Annotated in this window: 16 protein-coding genes; 10 read left to right on the plus strand and 6 right to left on the minus strand. The window is 73.6% G+C overall.

Annotation, left to right across the window (positions count from 1 at the left end; all coding sequences use genetic code 11):
* Positions 1-287 precede the first annotated feature (287 nt).
* The 5 genes from NDAS_RS11745 (at position 288) to NDAS_RS11765 (ending at position 2,882) form a co-directional block, all read left to right on the plus strand.
* Positions 288-530, plus strand: a complete 243-nt coding sequence (locus NDAS_RS11745) for a hypothetical protein (RefSeq protein WP_013153403.1) — start codon at positions 288-290, stop codon at positions 528-530.
* Positions 502-1,029: a DUF6879 family protein gene (locus tag NDAS_RS11750; protein WP_013153404.1), complete on the plus strand. Its 528-nt coding sequence runs from the start codon at positions 502-504 to the stop codon at positions 1,027-1,029. Before NDAS_RS11745 ends, NDAS_RS11750 begins: the two co-directional genes overlap by 29 nt.
* An 82-nt stretch (positions 1,030-1,111) precedes the next feature.
* Positions 1,112-1,903, plus strand: a complete 792-nt coding sequence (locus NDAS_RS11755) for a helix-turn-helix domain-containing protein (RefSeq protein WP_210746116.1) — start codon at positions 1,112-1,114, stop codon at positions 1,901-1,903.
* 89 nt (positions 1,904-1,992) lie between these two features.
* Entirely contained in the window at positions 1,993-2,268 is a 276-nt protein-coding gene (locus NDAS_RS11760) for a hypothetical protein (RefSeq protein WP_013153406.1), read from the plus strand.
* A gap of 2 nt (positions 2,269-2,270) precedes the next feature.
* Entirely contained in the window at positions 2,271-2,882 is a 612-nt protein-coding gene (locus tag NDAS_RS11765; RefSeq protein ID WP_049800302.1) for a protein-L-isoaspartate O-methyltransferase family protein, read from the plus strand.
* Between the two features lie 1,218 nt (positions 2,883-4,100).
* Here the strand turns inward: NDAS_RS11765 and NDAS_RS11775 are convergent.
* From NDAS_RS11775 to NDAS_RS11790, 4 genes are all read right to left on the minus strand, one after another.
* Complete coding sequence (locus NDAS_RS11775; RefSeq protein WP_013153408.1) at positions 4,101-5,609, minus strand: rhamnulokinase; 1,509 nt, start codon at positions 5,607-5,609, stop codon at positions 4,101-4,103.
* The gene (locus tag NDAS_RS11780; RefSeq protein ID WP_197724886.1) at positions 5,606-7,702 is read right to left on the minus strand and encodes a bifunctional aldolase/short-chain dehydrogenase; all 2,097 of its coding nucleotides are present in this window, start codon (positions 7,700-7,702) and stop codon (positions 5,606-5,608) included. The genes NDAS_RS11775 and NDAS_RS11780 overlap by 4 nt, the downstream gene beginning before the upstream one ends.
* The gene (rhaI, locus tag NDAS_RS11785) at positions 7,690-8,868 is read right to left on the minus strand and encodes an L-rhamnose isomerase (RefSeq protein WP_013153410.1); all 1,179 of its coding nucleotides are present in this window, start codon (positions 8,866-8,868) and stop codon (positions 7,690-7,692) included. The genes NDAS_RS11780 and rhaI overlap by 13 nt, the downstream gene beginning before the upstream one ends.
* Positions 8,869-9,279: 411 nt before the next feature.
* On the minus strand, positions 9,280-9,876 hold the full coding sequence (locus tag NDAS_RS11790) for a LysE/ArgO family amino acid transporter (protein WP_013153411.1): 597 nt from the start codon (positions 9,874-9,876) through the stop codon (positions 9,280-9,282).
* A gap of 96 nt (positions 9,877-9,972) precedes the next feature.
* Here NDAS_RS11790 and NDAS_RS11795 point away from each other — a divergent pair, with 96 nt between their 5' ends.
* Together NDAS_RS11795 and NDAS_RS11800 are read left to right on the plus strand one after the other, a co-directional pair.
* On the plus strand, positions 9,973-10,869 hold the full coding sequence (locus NDAS_RS11795) for a LysR family transcriptional regulator ArgP (RefSeq protein WP_013153412.1): 897 nt from the start codon (positions 9,973-9,975) through the stop codon (positions 10,867-10,869).
* A 261-nt stretch (positions 10,870-11,130) separates the two neighbouring features.
* On the plus strand, positions 11,131-11,997 hold the full coding sequence (locus tag NDAS_RS11800) for a TIGR03620 family F420-dependent LLM class oxidoreductase (RefSeq protein ID WP_013153413.1): 867 nt from the start codon (positions 11,131-11,133) through the stop codon (positions 11,995-11,997).
* Positions 11,998-12,131: 134 nt separating this feature from the next.
* Here the strand turns inward: NDAS_RS11800 and NDAS_RS11805 are convergent, their stop codons facing one another.
* A complete protein-coding gene (locus tag NDAS_RS11805) occupies positions 12,132-13,040 on the minus strand; it encodes a serine hydrolase (RefSeq protein ID WP_013153414.1) in 909 nt (302 codons plus the stop codon).
* Positions 13,037-13,981, minus strand: a complete 945-nt coding sequence (locus NDAS_RS11810) for a LysR family transcriptional regulator (RefSeq protein ID WP_041552728.1) — start codon at positions 13,979-13,981, stop codon at positions 13,037-13,039. The genes NDAS_RS11805 and NDAS_RS11810 overlap by 4 nt, the downstream gene beginning before the upstream one ends.
* Positions 13,982-14,189: 208 nt before the next feature.
* On the opposite strand from NDAS_RS11810, the gene bla (NDAS_RS11815) reads away from it, so the two are divergent.
* From bla (NDAS_RS11815) to NDAS_RS11825, 3 genes are all read left to right on the plus strand, one after another.
* The gene (bla, locus tag NDAS_RS11815) at positions 14,190-15,107 is read left to right on the plus strand and encodes a class A beta-lactamase (RefSeq protein WP_013153416.1); all 918 of its coding nucleotides are present in this window, start codon (positions 14,190-14,192) and stop codon (positions 15,105-15,107) included.
* A 62-nt stretch (positions 15,108-15,169) separates the two neighbouring features.
* Positions 15,170-16,123: a class A beta-lactamase gene (gene bla, locus NDAS_RS11820; RefSeq protein ID WP_013153417.1), complete on the plus strand. Its 954-nt coding sequence runs from the start codon at positions 15,170-15,172 to the stop codon at positions 16,121-16,123.
* A gap of 360 nt (positions 16,124-16,483) precedes the next feature.
* Positions 16,484-16,834 carry a DUF3817 domain-containing protein gene (locus tag NDAS_RS11825; RefSeq protein ID WP_013153418.1) on the plus strand — a complete coding sequence of 117 codons (351 nt, stop codon included), beginning with the start codon at positions 16,484-16,486 and terminating at the stop codon, positions 16,832-16,834.
* The last annotated feature ends 67 nt before the right edge of the window (positions 16,835-16,901 follow it).

Genomic DNA, 16,901 nt, shown 5'->3' on the forward strand with positions numbered 1-16,901 from the left:
CCAGCGGCGTCTACGGGGTCTCGGCGCCGCTCCGTTCGGCGCGTACGCCTCCACCGCGTCCATGCGCCTCTTTCCGCCGCTGACTGTCCCCGCATGGGAGTCATGTCCCCGACCGCGGGCCCGGTTCGCCCTGGATCGAGCACGTTCGCGGGCGGCGGTGCCACCGCTTTCTTGCGACACCCCTTCGCGCACCGCACTGTCCGTAACCGGTAACGAACTTGACACGTATGGTGATGGCACGGGATGTTCGCGCAACCGGATGCAACCAGCCCGAGAGGAAAGCATCCATGGCACTGCGCTATTTCGGCAAGGACCCGGAATCAGACATGAAGGGCTCACCGACGGTCTTCGTCGATGAGGTCACAGCCGACCTGGTCATCCAGGGATGGAAGGCCAGCGAAGAAACCCTGACCGAGTGCCGGGAAGTCGGCACCGTCCCCGACCACGAAGCGGTCGTGCGTGTTCCCGCCCGTATGGTCACGATCCTGAGGGAGGCCTGCGATGACGCGGAACGCGCCCACCTTCGATGACCTGCTCGACTCCTGCCAGGAGTCCGCGATCCACCTGGAACTGCGCGACGTCTACGGTGTGGCCGACGAGGTCGCGGGCTTCGAGGAGTGGAAGCGCGTCGGGCACCGCGGCGACTGGAACGACCGCGCGTCCTGGTGGGCCCCCTTCTACCAGGCGGTCGCCGACGCCACGGCACGAGGCGTCACCGTGCGTCGGGCGCGGGTGGTCTCGATGCCGGTGACGGACTACATCCGTTTCGAGCACGCGGGCACCCAGGGAAACATCATCGCGGGAGAACACGTACGCTGGCTCCCACGCCGCCAGGCGACCGACATAGCGTTCCCCGGCAACGACTTCTGGCTCTTCGACGGACGCATCGTCCATGTCAACCACTTCACGGGAGACGGGCGGTGGCTTGAGCGGGAAGTCACCGAAGACCCGGAGTTGGCCAAGCTGTGCTCCTCGGCCTTCGAGGCCGTCTGGGAACGCGCCGTCCCCCACGCCGACTTCCGCGTCTGACCCCTAGAACACCGGATACCAGTTCGTGCGCTCCTCTTCCAAGTCCAGTGCCCGAGCGGCCCGCGAGGCCGTCGCCTCACGGTTGAGAGAAATCCGCCTGGACGCCGGGCTGACGGGGGCCGAACTGGCTTCCCGGACTGGTTGGCACAAGTCGAAGTCCTCGCGCATCGAGAACGCGAAGACACCGCCCTCCGACGCCGACGTCAGGGCCTGGTGCAGGGCCTGTGGAGCGGACGAGCAGGCGGAGGACCTGGTCTCCGCGTCACGGAACGCCGAGTCGCTGTACGTGGAGTGGAGGCGCAAGCAGCGCGCCGGGCTCCGGCACCTCCAGGAGTCCTATGTTCCGCTGTACGAGCAGACCGGGCTCTTTCGGATCTACACCCCCAACGTGATCCCCGGATTCCTCCAGACCCCCGGTTACACCACCGCGCTCTTCACCGCCATCACCGATCTCGACGGTGACGACGAGGACATCGACGCGGCAGTGGACGCCCGGATGGACCGCTCACGCATCCTCAGGCGGGGTGGTCACCGGTTCTCGATGCTGCTCGAGGAGTCCGTTCTGCGGTATCGCATGGGAACTCCCGAAGTGATGGCCGGACAGCTCGGACATGTGCTGTCCGTCATGTCCCTGCCCAATGTCTCCGTGGGAGTCATCCCCTTCTCCACACGGCGTCTCGTGCTGCCGCTCGAAGCGTTCACCGTCTACGACGACAGCCTCGTCCGGGTCGAACTCACCACCGCGGAACTCACCATCGAGGCCCCGGCCGAGGTGGCGACGTACACGAGGGCGTTCGGCCGCCTCCAGAGGCTCGCCGTCTACGGACACAAGGCCCGAGCGCTGCTCACCTCGGCGATCGGTGCGCTCGACTAGTTTCCGTGCAACTTCGTGCAACCTGCTGGGTTCCCGTAGGGCACTCTCTGTAGCGTTCGATCAGTCCCCGACGCAGATCGGACACTCCCGTGCAGAGTCCTCCCCCACCCGGCGAACCCCCGGTCGATCACGCCGAAGCCGCGCTCCTCGCCCTGCGCAGGTACTACGGCGACCGCTACGCCATCCACCACAACGGCGACCTGTGGGTGGCCACCGACAGGTCGCCCTCCGGCCTGACGGCTCCCACCGTCATCGAGCCGACGCTGGAGGCGTTCGTGGCCGCGCTGGAAGCTCCGGGACAGCGCTTCGGAAGACCGTTCCCGCCCGGCCCCCCGTGCTCCTCGCCCTTCCCCGAAAGAGGCTGAGAATGGCGGACCGCTCCCCTTGCAACGGAACGGGCAGGGTCATCGCCGGAGGCGACGGCAGCGGCCCCTGGTCCGACGAGGAGGTCATCGACTGCCCGCCGTGCAACGGGACCGGTGGCGCCGCCGGATACGCGGAGGATGCGCCCTACGACGCGGTCATCGCCACCTGGGCCGTGGTCGAGGTCCCCCGCGCGTGGACCGGGCAGCCCCGGTCCGGAGGCGTGGTCGTCACGCCCCGGGCTCCGACGGCCGGCCTTCCCGGGGGCGCCATGGCCCGGCTCGTGGTGTCGGAGGAGGGTTGCGCGCAGGGGCGCTTCGCGGGCGACGCCGGCTTCATGACGTCGCGCTACCAGCGCGCCCGGTACGGCGCTCCGCACGACCCGCACGGCACGGCCGAGCGCGCGTGGAACCGCGGCGGGGACGCGCGCGAGGTGGTCACGGGCGGGGCCGGTCCGCAGTTGGCGCTCATGGTGCCCGGGATCCGGATCGGCATGAGCGCGGTGCGGTGCGAAGCCGAACCGTGCGTGTGGCTCTCGGCGCTGGACTCCCCGTCGTGGGCGCGGCCGTACGCGGACGGCCGGGTGGGAACAGGGCGGCCCGCGGCCGGCGGGTGAGGAGGTCATCGCGGCGCACGACCACTGGACGGCGCGGGGCTGCCCGGATCTGACGGAGTACGGACTCACCGTGACGGCTTCGGGTGAGCACACGGCCCGGCTCGGCGATCCCTCCGGGCCGCGCTGGCCGCACCGCTCCGCCACGGAGCCCGCTTCGGCATGACCCGGAACGCGTGGGACCGGTGCTCGCGGAGAGCACCAGTCCCGCCTGTCCTCTGGAGCCGCTGAAGCCGCACGAGTTCGGCGCGGTTCCGCGCGTACGCCTCCACCGCGTCCATGTGCCTCTTTCCGCCGCTGCCTGCCCCGCCTGGGTGATGTCTTCCCGGCCACAGGACCGTTTCGTCCTGGATCGAGCACGTTCACGGGCGGCGGCGCCACCCCTTTGTCCCGGCACCTGTTCGCACACCGTACTGTCCGTAACCGGTCGCGGACCTGACACGTGCCGGGGAAGGCGGTACCGGTTCCCGTGCGGGTCCCGGATCGCGGAGGAGGCGCAGGAACGGGCCCCGTCGGCTTCGGAGCCGGTGAGCGCGGTCCGGACGGCGGCCCGGAAAGCGTCGTAGGCCGCACCTAGAGTCGTCCTCGACCGCACGGCACACGATGCACTGTCTTCCCTGGGGTTTCAGCGGTGATCACACGGGCACCTTGCAGAGACATCGGGTCGTCGGTGCGGAGGGCGCAGCGGCCGGAGTGAGCGATCAACGGCCACGGCCGTCCGGGGAAAAGGGGAGCGGGGGAACATGACGCTGGCGATTTTCGTAGCGGTTGCGGTCACGGTAGCGGTGGTCGTGGACACCCTGGTCCCGATGGGGTCCAGAAGCGGACTGGGGGTCCGCAGGGGTGCGGCGCGCAGGGCACTCACGGCCCTGCGGCGGAGCCCCCAGCCCTCCCCCGCGCCCGTGCGGGCCGTGAACGTGACGGAGACCCCCGCCAGCCGGGCACCGGAGCCGAGGCGGGAGACCGAACCGGCCGGGCGGGGCCTCACGGTCACGCCGACTCGCGGGCGCCGCGCCTGGAACGGCAGCCCCGCGCGAACGGGCCGACCGCGCCGCGCCGCCGCGAAGGCCTCCCTCACCTGACAGCTGACCGGACGGGGTCGGTGCTCGCACGCGAGCACCGACCCCGTCGTCCTGTGCGGGCTTCCCCGGCTCTGGCCGCACAGCCCGGCGCCCGGTCGCCCACACGGCGGCCCCTCCGACCTTGGCGGCGGGCCCGGTCTCAGCCGTGGAGCAGACGCTCGGCGGCCTCCCACGGGGTCCGCGGCCCGCTCGGGCGGTACCGTCCGACCTCGGTGGAGTCGGCCACGATCCGGCGCAGGTCGGCCAGGCCGCCCTCCACCGCCCCGACCGCGCGGGCCTGCACCAGCAGGTTGCCGACCGCCGCCCCCTCGGCGGGTCCGGCGACCACCTCCAGCCCGACCGCGTCCGCGGTGAGCTGGCACAGCAGCGCGTTGCGCGAGCCCCCGCCGACCACGTGGACCACCTCCACGTCCGTCCCGCTCAACTCGGCGGCCTGGCGCACCGCCCGGCGGTAGGCCAGCGCCAGGGAGTCCACCACGCACCGCGCCACCTCGGCGTCGCCCTCCGGCGGGCGCTGCCCGGTCTCGGCGGCGAACGCGGCGATCCGCGCGGGCATGTCCCCCGGCGGCAGGAACCGGGGGTCGTCCACGTCCACCACGCACGACAGCGCGGGCACGCGGGCGGTCCGCGCCAGCAGGTCGGCCAGGTCCACCTCACGCCCCCGCTCCCGCCAGGTGCGCAGCGACTCCTGGAGCAGCCACAGTCCGGCGACGTTGCGCAGGTAGCGCACCGTGCCGTCCACGCCCAGCTCGTTGGTGAAGTTGGCCGCCCGGCTGGCCTCGGTGCGCACCGGGGCGTCCAGCTCCACGCCCACCAGCGACCACGTCCCCGAGGAGACATAAGCGAAGCGGCGCGTGGCCGCGGGCACGGCCACCACCGCGGAGGCGGTGTCGTGCGAGCCCACCGCCACCAGCGGCGCGCCCGCCGCCGCGCCGAGGCCCGCACCGGGTTCCGGGCCGCGCCGGAGGGCGCCGACGACGGTTCCGGGTTCGACCAGACCGGGCAGCAGGTCCCGCGCCGCGACCCCGAAGCCCGTCTCCAGCAGGTCCAGGCAGGCGTCGGCCCAGCGGCGTTCGCGCACGTCGACCAGGCCGGTGGTGGAGGCGTTGGTCAGCTCCGCGACCCGCTCGCCCGTCAGCCAGTACCCGAGCAGGTCGGGCACGAGCAGCAGATCGCGGGCCGCGGCCAGCTGGGCGCCGCCGGAGGCGGCTGCGAGCTGGAACACCGTGTTGAACGGCTGCACCTGCAACCCGTTGACCGCGTACATCCGCTCGGCGGGCAGGTGCGCGAACACCCGCTCGGGCACCCCGTCGGTGCGCCCGTCGCGGTAGTGCACGGGGTTGCCGAGCAGGGCGCCGTCGGCGTCGAGCAGCCCGTAGTCCACCGCCCAGGAGTCCACGCCGACCGAGGCCAGGCCGTGGGGTCCGGCGGCCCGGCGAAGCCCCTCGACCACGCCCGCGTACAGGGACAGCACGTCCCAGTGCAGGCCGGCGCGGCTTCCCGCGGGCACGGTGACCGGCCCGTTGGGGAAGCGGGCGACCTCCTCGGTGCGCAGCCGCCCGTCCTCGACCCGCCCGGCGATGACCCGGCCGCTGGAGGCGCCCAGGTCGACGGCGGCGTGGACGGCGCCCCCTCCGGCGGCGCTCATCGCAGGAAGGCCGCGGCGACGCCGCTGTCCACGGGGATGTGCAGGCCGGTGGTGTGCGACAGCTCGCCCGCGGTCAGCGCGAACACCGCGTTGGCCACGTGCTCGGGCAGCACCTCGCGGCCCAGGATGGTGCGCTGGGCGTAGAACGCGCCCAGGTCCTCCTCCCTGACCCCGTACACCTTGGCCCGCTGGGCGCCCCAGCCCCCGGCGAAGATGCCCGAGCCGCGCACCACCCCGTCGGGGTTGACGCCGTTGACCCGGATTCCCTCGCCGCCCAGTTCGGCGGCCAGCAGCCGCACCTGGTGGGCCTGGTCGGCCTTGACCGCGGAGTAGGCGACGTTGTTGGGACCGGCGAACACGGCGTTCTTGGAGGCGATGTAGACGATGTCGCCGCCCATGCCCTGGGCGGTCATCGTCCTGGCCGCCTCGCGCGAGACCAGGAAGGACCCCTTGGCCATGACGTCGTGCTGAAGGTCCCAGTCGCGCTCGCTGGTCTCCAGCAGCGGCTTGGAGATGGACAGCCCGGCGTTGTTGACCACCAGGTCCACGCCGCCGAAGGCCAGGGCCGCCGCGGCGAAGGCGCGGGCCACCGCGTCCGCGTCGCTGACGTCGCAGGCCACGCCCACGGCCGTGTCGGAGCCGCCCAGTTCGGCCGCGGCGGCGGCCGCCCTGTCGGCGTCCAGGTCGGCCACGACCACGCAGGCGCCCTCGCGCGCCAGGCGGGCGGCGATGGCCTTGCCGATACCGCTGGCCGCGCCCGTGACCAGGGCGACCCGGGCGGCGAGCGGCTTGGGCTCGGGCAGGCGGGCGAGCTTGGCCTCCTCCAGCGCCCAGTACTCGATGCGGAACTTCTCCGACTCCTCGATGGGCCGGTAGGTGGAGACGGACTCGGCGCCGCGCATCACGTTGATCGCGTTGACGTAGAACTCGCCCGCCACGCGCGCGGTCTTGGCGTCCTTGCCGAAGGAGAACATGCCCACCCCGGGGACCAGCACGATCGCCGGGTCGGCGCCGCGCATGGCGGGGCTGTCGGCGTCGGCGTGGCGCTCGTAGTAGGCGCGGTACTCGGCCCGGTACTCCCCGTGCAGTTCGCGCAGGCGCTCCACGGCCCGCTCCAGCGGGGCGTCGGCGGGCAGGTCGAGCACCAGGGGCCGGACCTTGGTGCGCAGGAAGTGGTCGGGGCAGGAGGTCCCCAGCGCGGCCAGGCGGGGGTGCTCGGCCCCGGCCAGGAAGTCCAGGACCACGTCGTTGTCGGTGAAGCGGCCCACCTGGGGGTGGTCGGTGGAGGCCAGCCCGCGGATGACCGGGGCCAGGGCGGCGGCGCGCTGGCGGCGCTCGGCCTCGGGCAGGGCGCCGTAGCCCTCCAGGACGGGGCCGAAGGGCTCGGGGCGGCCGTTCTCCTCCAAGAACCCCTCGGCGGTGCGGATGATCTCCAGGGAGTTGGCCTGGCACTGCTCGCTGGTCTCGGCCCAGGCGGTGATGCCGTGGCCGCCCAGGATCGCGCCGATGGCGTCGGGGTTCTCCTCGGCGATACGGGCGATGTCCAGGCCGAGCTGGAACCCGGGACGGCGCCAGGGCACCCACACCACGCGGTCGCCGAAGCACTCGCGGGTCAGGCGCTCGCCGTCCGCGGCGGTGGCCAGGGCGATGCCGGAGTCGGGGTGCAGGTGGTCCACGTGCGCGGCGCGCAGCAGGCCGTGCATGGCGGTGTCGATGGAGGGCGCGGCGCCGCCCCTGCCGAACAGGCAGTGGTCGAAGGCGGCGACCATCTCGTCCTCGCGGTCCTCGCCGGGGTAGACGTCCACGAGGGCGCGCAGGCGGTCCAGGCGCAGCACGGCCAGGCCGTCCTCGGTGAGGGTGCCCAGGTCGCCGCCGGAGCCCTTGACCCAGAGCAGGTCGACGTCCTGTCCGGTGACGGGGTCGGTGCGGGTGTCCGCGGCGGAGGTGTTGCCCCCGGCGAAGTTGGTGTTGCGCGGGTCGGCGCCGAGGGTGTTGCTGCGGGCGAGGAGCTGTTCGACGACATCGGACACGGGATCTCCCTGTTCGGTGCTGCTGTGCTCTGGCGTGGACGGCGGCCGGTTCACGCGCCCCACCCGGCCTGGGCGCCGCCCCTGCGCTCCTCGGCGACGCGCTCGGCGTAGCCGGAGCGGGCGTGCGCGGCCATGGGGTCGGGGTCCAGGCCCTGGTCCCGGCGCAGGTCGGCGAGCAGGGGCCGCACGTCGGTGTTGTAGGCGTCCATCAGGGCGGCGTTGGCGGCCAGGACGTCGCCCTCGCGCTGGGCGGCGGCGAGCGCGTCGGCGTCCACGAGCAGGGCCTTGGCGGTGGCCTCCTGCACGTTCATGACCGAGCGGATCTGACCGGCGATCTTGGGTTCGATGTTGTGGCACTGGTCGAGCATGAACGCGACCCCGGTGTCGGCGGCCAGGCCGCCGCCGCGTACGACCTCGTACATGATGCGGAAGAGCTGGAAGGGGTCGGCGGCGCCGACCATGAGGTCGTCGTCGGCGTAGAAGCGCGAGTTGAAGTCGAAGGCGCCGAGCTTCCCGGCGCGCAGCAGGAACGCGACGATGAACTCGATGTTGGTGTGCGCGGCGTGGTGGCCGGTGTCCACGCAGACCACGGCCTTCTCCCCCAGCTCCAGGCAGTGGGCGTAGGCGGTGCCCCAGTCGGGGACGTCGGTGGCGTAGAAGGCGGGCTCGAAGAGCTTGTACTCCAGCAGCAGGCGCTGGTCGGGGCCGAGCCGGTCGTAGACCTCGGACAGGGCCTCGGCGAGGCGGTCCTGGCGGGCGCGCAGGTCGTCCTGGCCGGGGTAGTTGGTGCCGTCGGCGAACCACAGCTTGAGGTCGCGCGAGCCGGTGGCGTCCATGACGTCCACGCACTCCAGCAGGTGGTCGATCGCCTTGCGGCGCACGCCCGGGTCGGGGTTGGTGACGCTGCCGAGCCGGTAGTCGTCGTCCTGGAAGACGTTGGCGTTGATGGTGCCGACGCCGATGCCCAGGTCGCGCGCGTGGGCGGCGAGCGCGGCGTAGTCGTCGACCCGGTCCCAGGGGATGTGCAGGGCGACCGTGGGGGCGACCCCGGTGAGGCGGTGGACCTCGGCGGAGTCGGCGACCTTCTCCCAGGGGTCACGGGGGACGCCGGGCTGCGCGAACACCTTGAACCGGGTACCGGAGTTCCCGAAGGCCCAGGAGGGGAGTTCGATGTGCTGGCGTCGCAGGACGGCCAGGGCGTCCGCGCCGCGTTCGGGGAGTGCTGCCACGGTGGGGCTCCGTTCGGGGAGGGCGCGCCCGCCGGTACGACCGGCGAGAAGGCCCATTGAATCGTTTCACTCAGGCTGGGCTGAAACTACCGCCAGCTCTTCTCATGTGTCAAGGTTCACCCTATCTCTCGACTGGCCAGGCGACCCTTCCTTACTTGAAACGTTTTATGGCCGGGGCGTACACGATCCCAGAGGGAGGCCCTCACCACGCCGCCCCGAACGACGCCTGCGGGGCTTCCCGGAGGGGCCCTGCGGGGACGGGCGGGGCGCCACCCGGCCCCGGACCGGCTGTCCGCCGAGGACGTCGGTCCGCGCGCGTGGTCTACGTGGACGACGACCCCATGGTCCCAGCGCACGCGCGGGCCACCGGGCTCCGCCGGGGTGCGGCCGGCCCGGCGAAGGGGCGGCGACTCAGGCGCCGAGTGCCATGCGCACGCCCAGGGTGAGCATGACGGCGGCGATGAGCGCGTCCAGGATCCGCCAGGCGCCCGGGCGGGCGAAGACCGGGCGCAGCAGACGGGCGCCGAAGCCCAGCCCGAAGAACCACACGAGGCTGCCCGTGACCGCGCCCGCCGTCCACCACCAACGTGCGTCGCCGTCCTGCTGGTTGGCCAGGGAGCCCAGGAACACCACCGTGTCCAGGTACACGTGCGGGTTGAGCCAGGTGAGCACCAGCGCCGTGGTCACCGCGGCCCCGCGCCCGACGGAGGAACCGCCGCCGACCACGAGGGAGCCGGGGCGCAGGACGCGGCGCGCGGCGGACAGGCCGTAGACGACCAGGAAGCCCGCGCCCAGCAGGCGGACCGCGGCGACGGCGAGGGGCGCGGCCTCGACGACGACGCCGACGCCGAGGACCCCGGCCGTGATCAGCACCGCGTCGGACAGGGCGCAGACCAGCACCACCGGCAGGACGGTGCCGGTGCGGCCCTCGATGCCGATCCGCAGGACGTGGGCGTTCTGGGCGCCGATGGCCACGATGAGCGCCAGCCCGGTACCGAGGCCGAGCATGGCGGGGAGAAGTGTCTCGTTCACCCCGGAACGCTAGGTCAGGCACCCGTGTGCAGTAAAGCTAAACTTTCTTAGGATCCATGAGGGAGGCTTAAGATGCCGTTCCAGTTCGACCATCTGCGCACCCTGACGACCCTGGTGGACGAGGGCACCTTCGATGCCGCCGCGCGGCGGCTGCACGTGACCGCCTCGGCGGTGTCCCAGCGGGTCCGGGCGATGGAGCAGACCGCGGGCCGTGTGCTGGTCCAGCGCACGAACCCCGTGCGGACCACCGCCGCCGGGGACGTGGTGCTGCGCTACGCCCGCCAGGTGCTGCTGCTGGACGAGGACGCCTCCGCGGAGCTGCGGCTGGGCGAGCGCGAGCGGGGCCGGGTGTCGGTGCCGCTGGCCGTCAACGCCGACAGCCTGGCCACCTGGTTCCTGGAGGCGCTGGCGGACCCGCCCGCCGACCTGGGCGCGGTGTTCGAGATCCACCGCGAGGACGAGGAGCACACCACCTCCCTGCTGCGTTCGGGGGCGGTGATGGCCGCCGTGACCTCCACCCCCGAGGCGGTCCAGGGGTGCACCGTGGCGGGGCTGGGCGCGATGCGCTACCACGCGGTGTGCAGCCCGGGCTTCGACCGGGAGCACCTCGGCGGCCGGGCGGACCCGGAGCTGCTCGCCCGGGCGCCGGTGGTCAACTTCGACCGCCGAGACGACCTCCAGGACCGGTTCCTGCGCGAGTCCCCCGGCGGTGAGCCCTGCGGCCCCCGGCACTACGTCCCGGCCTCGGAGGACTTCGCCCGGGCCGTCCTGCTCGGGTTCGGGTGGGGCGTGGTGCCCGAACCGCAGTGCTCGGAGCACATCGCCTCGGGGCGGCTCGTGGCCCTGGCCCCGGACCGCCCCGTGGACGTGCGCCTGTACTGGCAGCGGTGGAACCTGCGCTCCCCGGTCCTGGACCGGGTCTCGGAGGCCGTGCGCGCGGGCGCGGCCGAACGCCTGCACCCGCTGTGACCGGAATCCCCGCGCCGCGCGGGCGCCGTGGTCCGTCCCGGCGGCCGGGTCCTCGGCCCCGCACCGGGCGGGCGTCACGGAGCACGTCCCGGGGAGACGCGCCCGGTGCTCCGCGGAGAACGGGGCACGACGGCCCGGACGGCTCTCCTCCCCCCCGCCCTGAGGCGCTCGTTCGGGGCGGGAGGTGGGTAGGTCCCCCCGTGTCCGTCCGGCGGGCCGCAGGGGGCGGCACGCCGACACCACCGTCAAGAAAGGCCCGACATGAGCCTGAACGCCACCGCCGTCGACCTGGGGACCTACGGAGTGTGGGTGACGAGGACCGACCTGACCGCCGACGCGGCCGCCGAGATCGAACGGCTGGGCTACGGAGCCGTCTGGGTCGGCGGCTCCCCCGGCGCAGATCTGGAGGAGGTGTCCACGGCGCTGGCCGCGACGTCGCGGATCGCGGTCGCGACGGGCATCGTCAACATCTGGACCGCGGACGCGGAGGCGCTGGCCGACTCCTTCCGCCGGATCGAGTCCGAGCACCCCGGCCGGTTCCTGCTCGGCATCGGCGCGGGCCACCGCGAGGCCAACGGCCCCGAGGCGGTCAGGCCCTTCGGCGCGGTGGTGGACTACCTGGACGCCCTCGACCGCGGCGGCGTGCCCGCGGACCGGCGCGTGGTCGCCGCCCTGGGGCCGCGGATGCTCGGCCTGTCCGCCGAGCGCTCCGCCGGAGCCCACCCCTACCTGGTCAACCCCGAGTTCACCCGCGGCGCGCGCGAGGCTCTGGGCCAGGGCCCGCTGCTGGCTCCCGAGCACAAGGTGGCCCTGGGAGAGGACCGCGAGCGGACCCGGCGCACCGCCAGGAGGGGGCTCAGCGTCTACGTCGACAACCGGCTGACCAACTACCTCGCCAACTTCCGGCGCCTGGGCTTCTCCGACGAGGACTTCGCCGACGGCGGCAGCGACGCGCTGGTGGACGCCATGGTCGCGCAGGGCGCGCCGGAGTCGGCGGCGGCGGAGCTGCGCGCGCACCTGGAGGCGGGCGCGGACCACGTCGCGGTGCAGCCGCTGGCCGAGGACGGCGACATCCTGCCGGTGCTGGCCCGGCTCGCCCCGGCCCTCGGGCTCGCCGCCCGGGGCTGAGGCCCGCCCCCATGGTCGGGCCGCACGCGTCGCCGGTGTGACCTGAGGGCCCTGGCCTGCGCCTTACAGCGGGGTTCGGGCACCGGCTTCGGCTACGGGTAGAGGATCACGGTGAAGGGGTGCGCCCTCGTCGGTCAGCGGACGCCCGCCCGCAGGTGGTCGCGCAGCTCCCGCGCCACGCGCGCCATGAGCGCCTCCGCCCCCGGCTGGTGGTAGGCGGGCACGCGCGACTCGGTGAGCACCGCGACGGCGAAGGCCTGGCCGTCGGCGTGCTCGACCACACCGATCTCGTGGCGCAGGTTGAGCAGGGTTCCGGTCTTGGACGACCACCGGGAGAGGTCGGAGGTGAAGTCGGGGGCCAGCCGGTGGCGCAGCAGGTTGTCGCCCATCAGCTCCCGCACCCGGGCGGCCACGTCCGGGTCGATCGCCCGGGGCCGCCACAGCGCCTCCAGCAGGTCGGCGAAGGCCCGGGCCGCCCCGGAGCTGGCCCGGGTGACGTCGAGCTGCTCGATGCGGTGCCCCCGTCCGGCGGTGCCCTCGCCGATGGCCAGCGAGTGCGCCAGGTGCGCGCCCTCGGGGCCGAGCCGGTCGGCGGGGGTGTCGCTGAGGCCGCGCATCGTGTGCCGGACGGTGATGCCGCGCAGCCCGGCCGCGCGCAGCGACGCGGCGACCCGCTCGGGAGGGGTGATCTCGAACAGGGCGTCGGTGGCGGCGTTGTCGCTCAGGCACATGCTGAGGTAGAGCAGGTCCTCGACGCTGACGCGGGCCGGGTGGCGGAACCGGCTCACCCCGGTGGGCCCCGGGGTGGTGATCCGGCCCGGCTGCACGAGGACCTGCTCAGCGCCGTCGATCTCCCCCGCGCGGATCCGTTCGAGCGTGGCGACGGCGAGCGGGACCTTGACCAGCGAGGCCGTCGAGAACTCCAGGTCGGGTTCGATGCCCAGTTCCTCGCCCGTACGCAGGTCACGTACGAGGAAGGAGCCCCGCAGTCCCCCCTCGTCGAGTTCGCGGCGCAGGTCGCGGACCAGGGCGGTGGCGCTCACGCGGGCTCCTGTCCGGGGTCGGGGCGTCCGAGCGGTTCGCGCCCGGACGGCTCGCCTCGGCTCTCCCCCGCCGGGGCGCCGAGGCACCGGGCGATCGCCCGTCCCAGGAGGGCGCGCAGCCGCTCCGCCTCGTCCCCGGTCTCGGCGGCCACCTCGTAGCCGCGGGCGAGGCGGACCTCGCCCGTGGGGCGCCAGTACAGCCCCAGGTCCTCTGCCTGGCGGGGCGAGCAGAGCAGGAGGTCCTCCGAACCCAGGACCTCGGCGGCGGCGGAGGCCAGGGAGGCGGCGAGGACCACCTGGCCGGGCCGCAGGCCCACGGCGTCGCGCAGGCGGTTGAGGGGGTCGCGCACGTGGGGGACGTCGTCCTCGGGCTGGAGCCAGACGCGGCGGCCGCGCGAGGACGAGCGGTCGCGGGGCAGGCGCAGGGTCTCTAGGTAGACGGCCCCGGCGCGCGGCTCCCCGGCGCCCGCCAGCCCCAGCGGGACCGTCCACGCGGCCTCGCCGGGCGGCACCCCCGCCAGGGCGGCGCGCACCTCGCGGGCGCCCAGCAGCTCGGTCCGCGCCGCGGGCGCGGCGGAGCGGAAGTCCAGGTGGATGCCCTCCTCGCGGGCCTCGGCGCCCAGGAGGGCGAGGTCGCGCGTGGCGCAGGTGTCGGGCACGGCCAGACGCAGCGGACGCAGCGCCGCCCTCTCGGCGTCGTGCTCCATCTCCTCGGCCAGCCGGACCAGGCGCCTGGCCGAGGGCAGCATGTCGCGGCCGAACTGGGTGAGGGTGGCCCGGCGGGTGGAGCGGTCGAACAGGCGGGCGCCCAGGTGTCTCTCCAGGGCGGCGATGCGCCTGCTGGCGACCGGCTGGGGAATGCGCGCGGCGGCGGCTCCGAGGGTGAAGCTGCCCCTCTCGCTCACGTTCACGAACGCCTTGCAGGCGCCGACGAGGTCCATGGCCCTCATGGTATGCCGTTCTGGCATGGAAATGGTCGTTTCTGTCTTGGACAGCATCATTGCCAGCGGTCAGACTGCTGGTCGAGGCCGCCCGACAGGGCGGCGCGTGCGGGTTCCCGCACGGCTGACCGGGGGTCTTCCGTGTCCGGGCCGCCTTCGGCCCCGGACGAAGACCCGCGCACACCCAGGACAGGAAGAGCAGGCACACATGGTGTTCTCATCCCACCGGCGCACCGGACTCGCGGCCCTGGCCGCGGTCGTCCTCGTCCCCGCCACCGGCTGCGCGGCGGCCAACGGCGCCGCGACCCCCGAGGCGGAGCAGTCGGCCTCTCCGGCGGCCTCCGGCGGTCCCGCCCGGGAGTTCGAGCGGTTGGAGGAGGAGTTCGACGCGCGGCTGGGCGTCTACGCGGTGGACACCGGCAGCGGCGAGGAGGTCGAGCACCGGCCCGACGAGCGGTTCGCCTACGCCTCGACGCACAAGGCCCTGACCGCGGCGCTGGTGCTCCAGCAGAACACGCCCGAGGAGATGGAGGAGGTCGTCACCTTCACCGAGGAGGACCTGGTCGACTACTCGCCGGTCACCGAGCAGCACGTGGACACGGGCATGACGCTGATGGAGGTGGCCGACGCCGCCGTCCGCTACAGCGACAACACCGCCGCCAACCTGCTCTTCGAGGAGCTGGGCGGACCGGACGCGTTCGAGGACGAACTGGAGGCGATCGGCGACGACGTCACCGACCCGGAGCGGATCGAGACCGAACTGAACGACTGGACCCCCGGGGACACCAGCGACACGAGCACGCCCCGCGCCATGGCGGGGAACCTGCGCGAGTTCACCCTCGGCGACGCCCTGCCCGAGGACCGGCGCGAGGTGCTCAACGACCTGCTCGTCAACAACACCACCGGCGACGCGCTGATCCGCGCCGGGGTGCCCGAGGACTGGAGGGTCGGCGACAAGACGGGCGCCGGAAGCCACGGCACGCGCAACGACATCGCCGTCATCTGGCCCCCGGAGGGCGACCCCATCGTCCTCGCCGTCATGTCCAGCCGCGAGGCGGAGGACGCCGAGTACGACGACGCGCTGATCGCCCGGGCCGCCGAGATCGTCGCGGAGGAGCTGGGCTGACGGCGCTCCGTGCCGACCGGGCACGGAGACCGGACGTCCCCAGGACAGAAGGAGCAGGGAAGATGTTGCTTTCACCCCTACGGCGCACCGGACTCGCGGCCCTGGCCGCGGTCACCCTCGTTCCCGCCGCCGCCTGCGGGGCGGACGGTTCCGGACCGGCTCCGGGGACGGAGCCCTCGGCCGGGCCCTCCGCCGAGGGCTCGGCCGGGCGGTCGGCCCCGGCCGACCTCTCCGCCGGGTTCGCCGACGAGTTCGCGGACCTGGAGGAGGAGTTCGACGCGCGGCTGGGCGTCTACGCGGTGGACACGGGCAGCGGCGAGGAGGTCGCGCACCGCCCCGACGAGCGGTTCGCCTACTGCTCCACCCACAAGGCCTTCAGCGCGGCGCTGGTGCTCCAGCGGAACACGCCCGAGGAGATGGAGGAGGTCGTCACCTACGACGCCGACGACGTGTTCGGCCACTCACCGGTCACCGAACAGCACGTCGACACCGGGTTGCCCCTCATGGAGGTGGCCGACGCCGCCGTCCGCTACAGCGACAACACCGCCGCCAACCTGCTCTTCGACGAACTCGGCGGACCCGACGGGTTCGAGGGGGCGATGGAGGAGATGGGCGACGACGTGATCGAGGCCGACCGCGTCGAACCCGGCCTGAGCCGGTGGGCGCCCGGTGACACCCGGGACACGAGCACGCCGCGCGCCATGGCCGGGAGCCTGCGCGAGTTCGTCCTCGGCGACGCCCTGCCCGAGGACCGGCGCGAGGTGCTCACGCGGATGCTCGTCGACAACCTGACCGGGGACGAGCTGATCCGCGCCGGGGTGCCCGAGGGCTGGGAGGTCGGCGACAAGACGGGGAGCGGGAACTACGGCACGCGCAACGACATCGCCGTCATCTGGCCCCCGGAGGGCGACCCCATCGTCCTCGCCGTCATGTCCAGCCGCGACGAGGAGGACGCCGAGTACGACAACGCGCTGATCGCCGGGGCCGCCGAGGTCGTGGTGGAGGCCCTGGGCTGACGGCGCCGGGCTCGGTGCGACCCGGCTGAGGGGACTCGGCCGGGAGAGCCCGGTCGAAGGAGCCCCGCCGAAGGGGCCGGGGTCGGGCCCCCGCGGTCGGTCGCACGACCGCGGGGGCCCGCTGAGGACCCGGGGGCGCGCCCCCGGGTCCTCCGTCGCCTCCGGCCTGTGCCCACCGCCACGGGCCGGGCCGGAGAGGCCCGTCACCGGTGCGCGCGGAACTCCCGAACGTGTGCTCTCGCACCGCCCGCCCCGGATCCGGCCACTCGAAAACGTGTCCTAGCCTGGGAGCGGTCCGGGCCCGGCGGGTGCCGGGAACCTCCCCCTCCTGTCCAGAACCGAGCGAGTCCGAGGAACAGCGTGAGCATCAGTCCCCGTGTCACAGCGATCGTCTTCCGCGTGGTGGCGATCATCGAGGCCCTGACCTGGATCGGCCTCCTGGGCGGCATGTACGTCAAGTACCTGGGCAGCGGCAGCGAGGCGGGCGTGCACCTCTTCGGCCCCCTGCACGGGGGCGCCTTCGTGCTCTACGTGGTGGTCACCCTGGCCGCCGCCCTGCACCTGCGCTGGAACCTGTGGGCGACCCTGGTGGCCCTGGCCGCCTCCGTGCCTCCCCTGGGCACCCTGGCCGCGGACTGGTGGCTGCACCGCACCGGGCGTCTGGCCCCCCGCGCCGAGGAGCGGGACCGCGTGCCCGAGCCCGTGGCCTGAACGCCCGGACTTCGCGGGGCCCGACGGGACTTCATCCTCCGTTGGGCCCCGCGCCACCTTCCGGAGC

This window comes from Nocardiopsis dassonvillei subsp. dassonvillei DSM 43111 (assembly GCF_000092985.1).
In the GTDB taxonomy this organism is placed as follows: domain Bacteria; phylum Actinomycetota; class Actinomycetes; order Streptosporangiales; family Streptosporangiaceae; genus Nocardiopsis; species Nocardiopsis dassonvillei.